This is a genomic window from Chitinophaga sp. sic0106, from assembly GCF_019219075.1.
Classification (GTDB): Bacteria; Bacteroidota; Bacteroidia; order Chitinophagales; family Chitinophagaceae; genus Chitinophaga.
This window is the reverse complement of record NZ_JAHUWJ010000034.1, coordinates 14,067-28,536: the sequence shown is the minus strand read 5'-3', so window position 1 is coordinate 28,536 and position 14,470 is coordinate 14,067. Positions and strand designations below refer to the sequence as shown.

The window sequence follows — 14,470 nt, the reverse complement described above, 5'->3', positions numbered from 1 at the left end:
AGGCGCATGGCTATGGAAGTCAGGGATCTGGCAATTGCTCAAATCGTTGTCTTATGTGGCGGAAATCCTGATATTTACTTCAAAACATAAAGAAATGGTCGGAATTTCTTCCGACCATGACTAGCCTGGAAGGCCCTCTTTTTTTTAACATTCTCCCTGTTTCTGAAATTTTTTTTCTTCGTATCTTTGCATCCTTCATGAATTTACAAGGCGTATTACATCAGTTTCAGCGAGATAGCCGCCTCCAAACCCTGGTGAAAGGGGTACAATCCCCCACCACTCAGTACTTCCAGCTATCATCCCTTGCAGGGAGTGCGATAAATTTTGTAGCGGTAAGTACCTGGGCACAGGCAGAGGCAAATCATCTCTTTATCCTGAACGATAAAGAGGAGGCTGCCTATTTCCAAAATGATCTGGAACAGCTTTCTCAAGCCCTTGATATTTTCTATTTCCCCGATTCTTTCAAGAAAACAGGCCAGTTTTCCGACCTCAACAGTAGCCATAGCATGCTGCGTACCGAGGCGCTGATGAAATTCTCCGGTCCTGCCATCCACAAAAAAATCCTGGTAACCTACCCGGAGGCACTGTGGGAAAAAGTAGCTGCCAGCCAGGCGTTTAATACCAACATGGTACAGCTCAAAGTGGGCGATGTACTCAAAGTGGACGAACTCCTGGAAAAACTGGTAGAATGGGGATTCCACTTTACCGATTTTGTATACGAACCCGGGCAATACGCACTCAGAGGCGGTATTCTCGATATATATTCCTTTGGAAACGATAAACCTTACCGCGTAGAACTCTTCGGCGAGGATATCGACTCCATCCGCCTGTTCGATCCGGAAACCCAGCTGAGCGAACGTAAGCTCAACCAGGTGACCCTCATCGCCAACATGGACACCCGTGGCGTTGATCACCAAAAAACCTCCCTGCTGGAGTTCCTGCCCGCCAACACCGTAGTATGGATCAAAGATCCGGAATACGTACGCGGCGTAATCGAACAAATGGAACAACGCCTGGACGATTTCCTGCAAACAGGTAATAAGGTACGGGTAGATGAAGATGAAGAAATGGTGCTGAAAGAGGATGACTTCGTAAAAGCTGGTACCATCATGGAGCAGCTGATCAAGCGTACCTCCGTCATCTTCGGCAGTAAAGACTGGCTGCAGGAAAATGGCCTGGAACATCAGGTGATTACCTTTGAAACACAGGAACAGCCAGTGTTTAACAGGCAGTTTGATATGCTGCTTAAAGACCTCACCACACATAATAACAGTAAATACTCCCTCTTCATATTTGCGGACAATCCACGTCAGCTGGAACGCTTACGCAGTATCTTCGAAGACCTGAAAGCGGAATTCGTATTTTTTCCCATTCCGGTACCCATCAGTAAAGGGTTTATCGACCATTCACTGAAGCTGGTATGCTATACGGACCACCAGATCTTCCAGCGTTTTCATAAATCCAAGGTAAGACAAGCCTATAACAAGAATAAGGCTATTACCATGAAAACCCTGCGGGAACTGCAACCCGGTGATTTCGTTACCCACATCGACCACGGCGTAGGTGTGTACAGCGGCTTGCAGAAAATAGAAGTAGGCGGCAAAATGCAGGAAGCCATCAGGATCATTTACAAAAACAATGACCTGTTATATGTAAACATCAACTCCCTGCATAAAATCAGTAAACACACCGGAAAAGAAGGGGTGGAACCACGCGTCAATAAACTGGGTAGCGACGCATGGGATAAACTGAAAGAAAAAGCTAAAACACAGGTTAAGGATATCGCCAAAGACCTGATTCAATTATACGCTGTACGCAAGGCACAGCAAGGGTTTTCACATACTCCGGATACCTACCTGCAAACTGAACTGGAAGCGTCCTTCATTTATGAAGATACCCCCGACCAGAGCAAGGCTACTGCAGATGTAAAACGGGATATGGAAGCCCCCGCACCTATGGACCGCCTCGTATGCGGCGATGTAGGCTTCGGGAAAACAGAAGTGGCCATACGCGCCGCCTTCAAATCCATCGTGGATGGCAAACAAGCCGCCGTACTGGTGCCTACCACCATTCTCGCATTCCAGCATTATAAAACCTTCGCCGATCGCCTCAAGGATTTCCCTTGTACAGTGGACTACCTGAACCGTTTCAAATCTTCCAAAGAGAAAAAGGAAACACTTAAACGACTCGAAGAAGGGAAAATCGATATCATCATCGGTACACATGCATTGCTCAGTAAAGATGTAAAATTCAAAGATCTGGGCGTGCTCGTGGTGGATGAAGAACAAAAGTTTGGTGTAAGCGCTAAAGAAAAACTCAAACAGATCAAGCATAACGTTGATACCCTCACGCTAACGGCAACGCCTATCCCAAGAACCCTGCAGTTCTCGCTCATGGGCGCCCGCGACCTCTCCATCATCAATACGCCGCCACCTAACAGGCAGCCCATTGAAACGGAAGTGCATGTGTTTGATCACGACCTTATCCGCGACGCCATTTACTATGAAACAGAACGTGGCGGACAGGTGTACTTCGTATACAACCGCGTAAAAGGGTTGGGTGAAATGGCGGCACTCATACACGGGCTCTGCCCCGACCTCTCCATCGCTACGGCCCATGGCCAGATGGAAGGACACCAGCTGGAAGAAGTTATACTCGACTTTATCGATCGCAAATATGATGTGCTGGTTTGTACCAATATCGTGGAAAGCGGTGTGGATATCCCCAACGCCAATACGATCATTATCAACAATGCACATCACTTTGGACTCAGCGACCTGCACCAGCTGCGCGGCCGCGTAGGACGAAGCAATAAAAAAGCATTCTGCTACCTGCTCGCTCCTCCTATGAGCACACTGCCCGGAGATAGTCGCAAACGCCTGCAAACACTGGAGCAGCACAGCGAATTAGGCAGCGGCTTCCAGATAGCCATGCGCGACCTCGACATCCGCGGGGCCGGTAACCTCCTCGGTGGCGAACAAAGCGGATTTATGGCCGAAATTGGATTTGATATGTACCAGAAAATCCTGGACGAAGCCATCCGCGAACTCAAACAAAACGAATTCCGTGAGCTCTTTAAGGAACAACTGGAAGAGAAAAAAGACTTCGTAAGCGACTGTACCATCGATACTGACCTCGAAATCCTCATCCCGGATACCTACATCGAAAGTATCCAGGAACGCCTCAACCTTTATCAGGAACTAGATAACATTGTTGAGGAAACCAAACTGAAAGCATTTGAAGCAGAACTGATCGACCGCTTCGGACCAATGCCGGAACCAGTTAAAGACCTGCTGACCATGATCCGCTGCCGCTGGATGGCCATCCAGCTGGGCTTCGAGAAAATGATGCTCAAAGAGGAAAGCCTCCGCTGCTACTTTATCAATAACCCGGATTCGCCTTACTTCGAATCCCCTACTTTCAATCACTTATTAACGTATATACAAACCCGTACTAACAACGCCAAACTCAAACAGGTAGGTAAAAACTTTATGCTCGTTGCCAGCCGCATCAAAAATATGAACGACCTGTACGACTTCCTGAAAGGTATGACCGATAGCAGAAACTGATAATTTCCTGTTAATGTTGATAAAGGGTAGATTTTGATCAACCGGATAAAACTATTTTCTCGTTGACTTAAATCTCTGTACATGAAAAAAATCATACTGTTTGTAGCTGTACTGCTACTGAATGTCAGCGCCATTGCCCAAAAAACTACCGAAAGAAAAATTTCTGTCAATGGCACCGCTGAAATAGAAGTCACCCCGGATGAGTTTTACTTTACCATCTCCCTGATAGAATATATGAAGGGGAAAACCAAAGTAGAAATAACCCAATTGGAAAAAGAACTGATACAGGCCGTAACAAATGCCGGTGTATCCAAAGAGAACCTGAACGTGCAGGACCTGGCAGGAATGAGCTATACCAGAAGAAAAAAGGACGCGGCAGAATTGTTTACCACCAAAGACTTCCGTCTTAAACTTACCCAACCCAACAAACTGATTGCCATCCTTGATGGAATGGAGGATGACGGTATTGTGGCCGCCAGATTATCCCAATACACCTCCAGCAAAATGAAGGAATACCGCAAAAAGGTAAGGACAATGGCGTTTGAAGCTGCGAACGAAAAAGCATTATACCTGGCTGATATCGCCAGGCAGCAACTCGGAGAAGTACTGGAAATTGATGAAACTAAAAGCGACCAGTTTCCCGGACTCTACTCACAGGTAAACACAAATGATTTTGCAATCGGTAAATACAATCCTGTAGAACAGGCTTCGTTCAGAACTATAAAGGTACAGGCAACTATCCAGGCGGTATTCGCCATAAAATAAAGCAGCCCATTGCGCGGGACTTACTGAAAAGACACTAACCGTGTCTTTTTTTATGCCCTTACATCTCCCCAAAAATAAAAGTTCATTGTAACCTTTTCTGCATATAACCGTTTAAGAACCAATTTTAAACAAATTATCACATAACCTAAACCCAAATTTTTTTTATGCCTTTTATGGAAACAGATGGAAACCTCGCATCATGTTGCTGTAAAACATAAAGAACAATCACTTTCAAACCAATAAAACTCAGAAACATGAAAAAGGTAATGTTATTAGCAGCAGGATTATTCTTAGCGATGAGCACATTTGCACAAACTGCAAGCAACAAAGCAACAGAAAAGAAAATCGAAGTAACCGGTTCCGCAGAAATTGAAATCACACCGGACGAAATATATTTTAACATCTCTCTGAAAGAATACCTGAAAGGTAAATCGAAAGTAGAAATCACTGCCCTGGAAAAACAATTGCAGAAAGCAGTGGTGGATGCTGGTATTCCAAAAGAAAACCTGACCGTAGAAAACGTTTCCGGTTATAACTACGATTACCTGAACAAAAAGAAAAATCCGCAGGAATTTATGGCCAGCAAACAGTTCCGCCTGAAACTGAACAAACTGGATAAAATCAATATTATCCTCGGCGCAGTAGATGCGGAAGGTATTGAAAGCACCCGTATCACCGGCTACTCTTCCAGTAAAATGGAAGAATACCGCAAAGAAACTAAAATCAAAGCTTTACAGGCTGCAAAGGCTAAAGCTGATTATATGGTAAATGCAATTGGTGAAAATCTTGGTGGCATCATTGAAATCCAGGAAATCAATACCGACGGTTATTCTGACGTTCGTCCGCTGGCAGTAAACTACATGGCTAAAGCTGCTGACGGAATGGGCGGTATCTCTGATGTAGATTTCAAAACCATTAAAGTACGTGCAGAAGTTAGAACCGTATTCGGGATTAAATAATCAGGTACTCCAAAAACATACTAAAAAAGGAAAGGCTCGCATATCGCGAGCCTTTCTCTTTTTGATTGTTATTTAGTTGTATTAGAAGCTGTATCTCAGACCCAGCTGCATCTGGTAACGTGATGCAAAGAAATCTGTTGCATACGGTACACCAGGGTTAGACCAGGTATAGATCGGATAACCATTTACAGGAGCATTCTTCGTCGCTTTCAGACCCACAGATGAAGTAGAGTTGAATGTGTTTGGAGAGAATGTTTGTACACCCCAGTTTTTATTCAGGAGGTTAGTCAGGTTCACGATATCATAAGTAAACGTGATGGTGTGGGTGCGTTTAGCAGTTTTGATATTCAGGTCCTGAGAAAAACGGAAGTCAGCCTGGTAGTTCCAAGGGGTACGACCACCATTACGCTCGGTGAAATCACCTTTACGGCCACTCAGGTATTTGTTGCCATCCACATAAGTCATGAAGTCAGCAGCCTGTTGAGCAGCGGTTTGACCATTTGGAATATCCACAAAGAATTTCTGTGCTTCTGCCAGATCCTTAGGAATATAAGCCAGGCTAACCTGCTGTGGCGTACCCTGGATAGTAGCATTTACGAAACCATAAGAGTAAGGTGTGCCGGATTGCGCAGAGAAGAACAGGCTGAAGTTAGATACCCACTTACCTTTGGAACCCCAATCCTGTCTGTAGTTAGCCGTTGCTACGATACGGTGACGGATGTCGAAGTTGGAATAAGCCAGTCCCGGATTGTTAGGATTCAGTGCCTGGTTCAGCTGCCAGTTAGACTCCATAGAGTTACGGATACCGTTGGTGATATCCTTCGCCTGACCGTAAGTATACGCTGTCATGAAGTTAAAGCCCCATGGGAAAGTTTTCTGGATCTGACCAGTAACGCTGTATCGGTAACCTTTATTGGTGTTAGACAGCAGGTAGGCGTTAGTATACAGGCTGTTGATTTTTTTACCGGAGTAGATAGGCTGTTGCTTATTTACATCGTATGCATAATAAGTAGGGTTATCTACCAGGTTGATCTGCTGGAACATCAGATCGTGTACTACTTTAGTATAGATGCCTTCTACAGTGAATTTCCACTGGTCGTTGGTAGTATAGTCAAAGGCGAGGCTGCTTCTCCATACCTGCGGCATTTTGAAGTTGTTGTCCATCAGATCCACCTGCGTTGCACCGGCAGCGTTAGTAACATCTACACCGTTCTGCTGTGCGAAGTCTGCGATACCATTTGGAGATGGTTTAGCTGCTGGCAGCGGACCGTTTACAAATGGTTTGTCAGATGATTTCTGATCGTACGCACCGTAAGTTACACCGTTGTTGTAGTAAGCGTAACCCAGCCATGCAAAAGGAATACGACCGGTGAATAAGCCGCTACCACCGCGCAGTACCATGGTGTTGTCACCTTTGATATCCCAGTTGAAACCGAGGCGTGGAGAGATTTGTACGTTATTCAGGAAGTTATTTTTGATATCCTGTGGTTTGGTATACGTGTAGGTGTTACCGTAGTTTGCATCTACCGGCGCTTTGGTAGTTTTGTCGCTCAGCGGTTGTTTGTTAGGAATACCTGCGTAGTCCAAACGTACACCCGGAGTGATTTTAAAGCGGTCAGTCAGTTGAATTTCATCCTGTCCGTAGAGGCTCAGCAAGTTCACTTTGAACTGTGCGGGAGGGTTTGACATGATGAAATCGCGGGAGTTATTTGCGTAGTTATAGTTACCACGTACACGGCTGGGATTGTTGTTCAGGAAGTCGGCAACAGAGTTGTAGTCCAAACGGCCATTCCAGGAATTTACAAAGCCATAGGTGATATTGTAAAACTCGTTGTGTGTACCAATGGTGAAGGTATTTTTTCCTTTGAAGATGGTAACGTTATCGGTTACTTCAAAGGTTTTCTGCTTCATGTTAAAGATACTTGCTTCGCGGTCAGTACCTAGGAAGATGGTAGTACCAGGAGTTTTGCCGGCAATCTGGATCTGCGGTGTAGCAGGATCTGAGGATGGATCACGGTAATCGTGAACGGAAGAGTAACCGAGGATCAGGCTGTTGGAAACAGTTGGGTTGAAGTTACTTTTCAGCTCAGCCACGGTGGAAGTCTGGTTGTTTACCTGTTTGAAATCGATACCACCAAAACGGAAGTTCTGCTGATCACGCTCCAGGTTAGTTGCTTCTGAGGTAATAGTGTTATTACGTACGGAGAGGCTGTGTTTGGAGTTGATGTGCCAGTCGAGGCGGTTAAAGAATTTATTAGAGTTGGAATAGATGGAGGTGTTTTTATAAGTGCCTGCATCTACACCATATTCTTTCATTTTAGCAGTGATGTCCATTGCATCCTGTTCGCTGAGGATGTTGGCAACATCTTTAGAGCCGGCGGCGAGGATGATTGGATCTACGCGGCGGGTGATTTCTTCGTTGGTGAAGAAGAAGAGTTTATTTTTGATGATAGGGAAACCGAGGCGTACACCTGCCTGATAGTCGTGGAAATCAGAAGGCAGTTTAGAACCGTCGCCGGCATTGTTTTTACCTACCAGACCTGCTGTGCGGCCATAACCGTAAACAGAGCCATGGAACTCGTTGGTACCACTGCGGGTTACCGCGTTAATAGAACCACCGAGGAAGTTACCCACTTTCACGTCAAATGGTGCGAGTAATACCTGTACATCCTGGATGGCATCGAGTGATACCGGGTTGGTACGGGTACTGCTACCTGGCTGTCCGCTGGAGTTGGACTGTCCACCCATGGAAGGGCTGAAGCCAATCGCATCGTTGTTGATGGCGCCATCCAATGTTACGTTGTTGTAACGGTAGTTGGTACCGAGGAAAGAGTTGTTGCTGCTTTGCGGCGTCACTTTCGTCATATCCTGCAAGCTGCGGCTGATAGACGGTATGCGTTTCATCTGCTCCTGGCCTACGCGGGTACCTTCTTTTTTACCTGCGCTACCGGTGATCACTACTTCGCTCAGCGCTTTGGACTCTTCGCCCAGCTTAAAGGTGAAAGAAGAAGAGCCTAAAGGGAGATTTACATCCGCTCTTTGTTCTGATTTAAAACCAATGAAGGAAACGGTAATAGTATAAGGACCGCCCGGATTGAGGTTGTTAATGATATAACGACCATCCGCGTTGGTTTGAGTACCACTTTTGATACCTGTAGAAACGTTGAGAATTACTACCGTTGCTCCGGGAATAGCGCCCCCTTTGGGATCGGCTACCTTACCGGTAATAGAGGAGGTGGTTACCTGGGCCATTGTATTCACGCTGAATAATACAATGACGCTAGCTAATAACGCAATAAACGATTTCATAAAAGTTGCTGTCTGTATTTACACCGCAAAGGTGAAATCCCAAAGCAACCAGAATGTTAAGGGAACATTAAGGAATTGTTAAGAGTGGGACTGTATTAGCCAGTTACCACAAAAAGTCCCGGAGTTGCGGTAATACAATATCAGCGCGCATTTCATCTAATGACACCGAAGGTGTCATTAGATGAAATAAAAAAGCCCCGCTTTAATAAGCAGGGCCGGTGAAGATCTTAAAACGATGATTTACTTAATATTGACTATAAAAGTCCCGTCCGTTAAAGGTTTTTCAATTTCACCATTGGTTAAAGTGCCGGAGAATGTTCCTTCGGCATGTTTACTATTGATGCTAGTTAAATTCACTTTCAAACCTTTACCCATTGCATAGGCAGTAATTTTATTTGCCTGAACGTCAGACAAAACCATGGTGACTGATGCCTCGTAGGTGCCCGGTTGTACAATGTTTTCAGGGAATCCGATTACCAGTTCCATATGGTGGGAGAGGTTGTTGGTCACCCCATTGATGGAAAATAATTTCTCGCCGGTGGTGCTGTCCACTTCCATGAAAGCATCGGTTTGGGAGGAATGATATGTTTGCCCGTCCAGTGTGAAAACGAAGGTGCTGGCTGGTGTAGTGTCCTTTTTAGATTCGCAGGATGATAATGCAGTTACAGCAGCAAATAAGGCTGCAAACCATAATTTAAAGCGCATAATGCAGATTTTATGAGTGTTAAAATATGCACGGAGAAACCGCCATCTTCAAGTGGCGTCAATTCATAGGTATGGATAACTGCTGGCCTACTAATTATCCGGTAGGCCGGCAATCTTTTAAATCGACATAGGTTTGTCGGTTAGCTTCGTGGCATAGGGATAAATATAGTCGCAATATATGCAGATTTTTATAAATTATATAAATTTTTCATAAGAATATTTGTTTTCGGGAGATGCCAGGGCACCAGGGACCAGCCCGTCGTTTTACGCCGGGGCCCCAGGCCATACGCGGAACCGCAGGAAAACCGGGCAACTGGTCAGCTGGAACCCTGGAATCTCCCTGAATAAAACCAGCAGACTACATTTAACATTATTTTTGTGACAGCAAATCCCTATTATTACGATCTTACGCCATCATTTAACAAGCGCATTATGTCATCGGAAGTGATTAAACAATTACAGGAAGCCGTACAGTTTTCACCGGAGAACGTGCCCCTGCGCCTTCACCTGGCCCAGGTGCTGCTACAGGATTTTCAGTACCAGCAGGCAGAGGAACAATACAGAAAGGTGCTGGAATTATCGCATGACAATATCGCTGCCCAGCTGGGGCTCGCCCGTACCTTTTACCATCAGCAAAAATATTCAGTAGCCATCGTAGTGCTGGAGCAACTGGAGCACCAGGAGCCGGATAACTTCGATGCCCTCCTCCTCCATTGCCGTATTCTTGTAAAGGAAAACAGCATGGAAAGCGCACGTGACATCTACCAACACCTGCTGCAATTAAATCCAGGCTTCCGCGACGAAGCCCTGGACGGCTATTTCAGAGCACCTCAACAACAATATAATCCCGCTGCTGACGAGGATGGAGAGGATATAGAGAAGATATTTACCCTGGAAAAACCAGAAATTAACTTCAGTGATGTAGGTGGAATGGAACGCGAAAAACAGGAAATAGACCTGAAAATAATTAAGCCCCTCCAGTTCCCGGACCTCTACAAAGCCTATGGTAAAAAAGCCGGTGGTGGTATCCTCCTCTACGGCCCTCCGGGTTGTGGAAAAACTTACCTGGCCAGAGCTACAGCCGGACAAATACAAGCAGAATTCATCAACGTGGGTATCCACGATGTACTCGATATGTGGATTGGCAACAGCGAAAAAAACTTACACAGTCTGTTTGAACTCGCCCGCGAATCCAAACCCTGCGTGCTCTTCTTCGACGAGGTAGATGCGCTCGGCGCCAACCGCACTTCCATGCGCAACAGCGGTGCCAGTCACCTCATCAATCAGTTCCTGTCTGAAATGGACGGCATCGCCGCCAACAACGAAAATTTACTGATTATAGGTGCAACCAATGCGCCATGGAGCCTGGACCCTGCATTTCGCCGCCCTGGCCGGTTCGACAGAATCATCTTCGTGGCCCCTCCTGACCAGGAAGGCCGCGAGGAAATACTGAAGATTCAGCTGCGCAACAAACCGGTGGACAGTATCGATTACCGCGCCATTGCAAAAGCAACGCCCGGCTACTCCGGCGCCGATCTGAAAGCAATCGTGGACCTGGCCATAGAAGATAAGCTGATGGAAGCCCTGCAAAAAGGTATCCCACAGCCTATCACGCAAAAAGACCTGCTCAAGGCAACCAAATCACACCGCGCCACCACACGCGAGTGGTTCAATACCGCCCGCAACTATGCCCTGTACTCCAATGAGGCAGGCCTGTATGATGAGGTGCTGAAATACCTGGATATTAAGAAATAGACTATGGCTTTTTTGATTCAACGTGCTCACCTGTTGCTGCAACAAGGCCGTTATAAAGATGCAGTTACCGCCCTGCGGCAGCATCTCAGCACTTATGCCAACGATATCGACGGACTGTATCTGCTGGCATTGTGCTACCTCAATCTGAAAAACACAGAAGAGGCAGAACATATCATTAGCAACGCGCTGAGTCTCGCCCCGGCAGATGACCGGTTCTTTTACCTGCGCGCCAATATCGCCTTTCATAAAAATCAATATAACGCAGCTATCACCGCTATCAGTGAGGCGGTAGCTATCAACCCCCACGATGCGGCTTACTTCGCCCTGTGGAGCCAGATATTGCTGTTTAAGAAAGATTACAGTGACGCACTGGCAAAGGCAGAAGAAGGCCTGGCCATCGATCCGGAAAACGAAGCTTGCCTGAACCTCCGCTCCAACGCCCTCTTCAACCTTGGCAAAAAGGAAGAGGCTTTTTCCAATTTGCATGAGGCACTGGAGCACAATCCTGAAAATGCTTATACACACGCCAATATCGGCTGGAAATGGTTACAGGCGGGTGATCATAAACAGGCCCTGGAACATTTCCGCGAATCCCTGAAGCTGGACCCTAATCAGCAATGGGCTAAAAGTGGGATGGTGCAGGCCATGCAGGCACGCTATTGGCTCTATCGTATGTTCCTGAAATATGCGTTCTTTATGAGCCGGCAGAAAGCGGGGGTACAATGGGCCGTGATCATCGGAATTTTTGTACTTTCCCGTATAGCCAGTACCGTATTCTTTCCATTATATGTAGTGCTGGCGCTGGCCGCCATCTCCACCTGGCTGATAGGTCCGGTAAGTAACCTGTTTCTGCGACTCAATCCGTATGGCAGGTATGCGCTTACACCAGAACAAACAAAAGTTTCCACACTGGTGGGCATCTTTATGCTGGTGGGACTCCTTGCTGCCGGTGGCTACTGGCTTACCTCTGCTGCAGCGCTCCTGGCCCTGGCTATTGCCGCCGGTGTGCTGCTGTTGCCGCTATCGAGTCTCTACGCTCCCGATAGCCCTAAGTGGCGAAAGATATTCCTTATATATACAGTTGCCATAGGAGCACTCGGCGTTTGCGGTGTGGCGGAAGCCTGGTATGATGGTGATCCGTTCAATACCTTTATGACAATCATGCTGCTGGGGGTATTTGCTTACCAGTTCCTGGCAAACTATGTAATAACGAAGGAAAGTTAAACGACTGTATCAGCGGCTGGTAATGCAGCCTGCATTTACAATTATACTTATTCAGGCTCCGTGCGCAGCGTGGAACCTCACCGGATGGCACCGAAGGTGGCATCCTCCTAAAAAAGAAAAGCCGGTAGATTTCACATCTACCGGCTTTTCTATATCTTTTAAATAATATTAAGCATCGATTTTCGCATACTTCGCATGTGATTCGATGAACTCACGACGTGGAGGCACCTCGTCGCCCATCAGCATGCTAAACACGCGGTCAGCTTCAGCGGCGCTTTCAATCGTCACTTGCTTCAGCGTACGGTTATCCGGGTTCATGGTGGTATCCCACAGCTGTTCTGCGTTCATCTCACCCAAACCTTTATATCGCTGAACGTTCACGCTGTCTTCGCGGCCATTACCCGCAATACGTGCGATGGCTGCTTTGCGTTGCGTTTCTGTCCAGCAGTATTCCTGCTCTTTACCTTTTTTCACCAGGTACAGCGGTGGCTGTGCAATGTATACATAGCCCTGTTCTACCATGGCTTTCATATAACGGAATATGAAGGTCAGGATCAGGGTGGCAATGTGGCTACCATCCACGTCCGCATCCGTCATGATGATGAGCTTGTGGTAGCGCAGTTTTGCAAGGTTCAGTGCTTTATCATCTTCTTCGGTACCGATGGTTACACCCAGTGCCGTGAAGATATTTTTGATCTCTTCGTTTTCGTAGATCTTGTGTTCCATGGCTTTTTCCACGTTCAGGATTTTACCCCTGAGCGGCAGGATAGCCTGGAAGGAACGGTTACGGCCTTGTTTAGCCGTACCACCTGCGGAGTCACCCTCCACCAGGTACAGTTCACATTTTTCAGGATCGTTGTCGGAGCAATCTGCCAGTTTACCAGGCAGGCCGCTACCGGTCATTACGCTCTTGCGTTGTACCAGCTGGCGTGCTTTACGGGCTGCTTCGCGGGCCTGTGCTGCCAGTACTACTTTATTGATGACCAGTTTGGCTTCACGTGGGTGCTCTTCCAGGTAAGAATCCAGTACAGTGGCCACAGAGCTGTCAACCACACCCATTACATCGGAGTTACCGAGTTTGGTTTTGGTCTGACCTTCGAACTGGGGTTCCGGTACTTTTACGCTGATGATAGCGCTCAAGCCTTCACGGAAGTCATCACCGGTTACCTCTACCTTCGATTTCTCGAACAGCTTGTTCTTGTCGCCGTAGGACTTAAACACGCGGGTGATAGCACGGCGGAACCCTGAAACGTGGGTACCACCTTCAATTGTATTGATATTGTTTACGTAAGAGAAGATGCTTTCACTGAATGAATCGTTGTACATCAGTGCCACTTCCACGGTTACGTTAGAATCTTTATCGTATGCTTCAATGAAGATAGGCGCAGGCAGCAGGCTGTTTCTGCGGCCATTCTTATCCACCATCTGTACAAACTCCACGATACCGCCTTCACTGTAGAAAGTTTCCTTGAAAGGCTGGCCGTGTTCATCTTTTTCGCGGTCATCCGTGAGGTTGATGCGGATTTGTTTGTTCAGGTAGGACAATTCACGTAAACGACCTGCCAGGATTTCCCTGTTGTAGGTAGTTTCCTTGAAGATTTCGTGGTCCGGCTTGAAGTGTACAGTGGTGCCTGTGGCATCGGAAACACCGATTTCACGTACGGCATACTGCGGAATACCGCGGTGGTACTCCTGTTCAAATATTTTACCTTCCCGGCGTACGGTCACATGCTGGACGGAGCTCAATGCGTTTACGCAGCTCACACCCACCCCGTGCAAACCACCGGATACCTTATAGGTGTTTTTGTCGAACTTACCACCGGCGTGTAATACAGTCATTACAACTTCCAGTGCCGAACGTCCTTCCTTAGGGATAATACCGGTAGGAATACCACGTCCGTCATCCACTACACGGATGGAATTATCTTCACAGATAGTTACATCAATGTTTTTGCAATATCCGGCGAGGGCCTCATCAATGGAGTTATCCACCACCTCATATACCAGGTGATGTAAACCTTTGACTCCGATATCGCCAATGTACATGGCCGGGCGCTTGCGCACGGCTTCCAGACCTTCCAGTACCTGGATGCTGCCTGCATCATAGCCGTTGCTGGGGCTGGTTGCTTGCACTAATTCTTCGCTCATATGTTGGTGTAAAATCTATTAGAAATAAAAACAGTC

At 46.8% G+C, this 14,470-nt stretch carries 8 protein-coding genes; 5 read left to right on the top strand and 3 right to left on the bottom strand.

Features of this window, described 5'->3' with window-relative positions:
- Window positions 1-197: 197 nt before the first annotated feature.
- The 3 genes from mfd to KW844_RS28720 all read left to right on the top strand — a co-directional run bounded on the left by mfd (window position 198) and on the right by KW844_RS28720 (window position 5,293).
- Window positions 198-3,569 (top strand): transcription-repair coupling factor, encoded by a 3,372-nt coding sequence (mfd, locus tag KW844_RS28730; RefSeq protein WP_218380219.1) that lies wholly within the window; start codon window positions 198-200, stop codon window positions 3,567-3,569.
- An 81-nt stretch (window positions 3,570-3,650) separates the two neighbouring features.
- Window positions 3,651-4,334, top strand: coding sequence for an SIMPL domain-containing protein (locus KW844_RS28725; RefSeq protein ID WP_218380218.1), 684 nt, complete (start codon window positions 3,651-3,653; stop codon window positions 4,332-4,334).
- A gap of 254 nt (window positions 4,335-4,588) precedes the next feature.
- Entirely contained in the window at window positions 4,589-5,293 is a 705-nt protein-coding gene (locus tag KW844_RS28720; protein ID WP_218380217.1) for an SIMPL domain-containing protein, read from the top strand.
- Window positions 5,294-5,374: 81 nt separating this feature from the next.
- Here the strand turns inward: KW844_RS28720 and KW844_RS28715 are convergent, their stop codons facing one another.
- Entirely contained in the window at window positions 5,375-8,602 is a 3,228-nt protein-coding gene (locus KW844_RS28715; RefSeq protein WP_218380216.1) for a carboxypeptidase regulatory-like domain-containing protein, read from the bottom strand.
- Window positions 8,603-8,842: 240 nt separating this feature from the next.
- Window positions 8,843-9,307 carry a hypothetical protein gene (locus tag KW844_RS28710; RefSeq protein ID WP_218380215.1) on the bottom strand — a complete coding sequence of 155 codons (465 nt, stop codon included), beginning with the start codon at window positions 9,305-9,307 and terminating at the stop codon, window positions 8,843-8,845.
- Window positions 9,308-9,685: 378 nt separating this feature from the next.
- Between KW844_RS28710 and KW844_RS28705 the strand changes: the two genes are divergently transcribed.
- Window positions 9,686-11,062, top strand: a complete 1,377-nt coding sequence (locus KW844_RS28705; RefSeq protein ID WP_370626523.1) for an AAA family ATPase — start codon at window positions 9,686-9,688, stop codon at window positions 11,060-11,062.
- Between the two features lie 3 nt (window positions 11,063-11,065).
- Entirely contained in the window at window positions 11,066-12,286 is a 1,221-nt protein-coding gene (locus KW844_RS28700) for a lipopolysaccharide assembly protein LapB (protein WP_218380214.1), read from the top strand.
- Between the two features lie 168 nt (window positions 12,287-12,454).
- Here KW844_RS28700 and gyrB read toward each other — a convergent pair whose 3' ends face one another.
- Window positions 12,455-14,434 carry a DNA topoisomerase (ATP-hydrolyzing) subunit B gene (gene gyrB, locus KW844_RS28695; RefSeq protein ID WP_218380213.1) on the bottom strand — a complete coding sequence of 660 codons (1,980 nt, stop codon included), beginning with the start codon at window positions 14,432-14,434 and terminating at the stop codon, window positions 12,455-12,457.
- Window positions 14,435-14,470 lie beyond the last annotated feature (36 nt).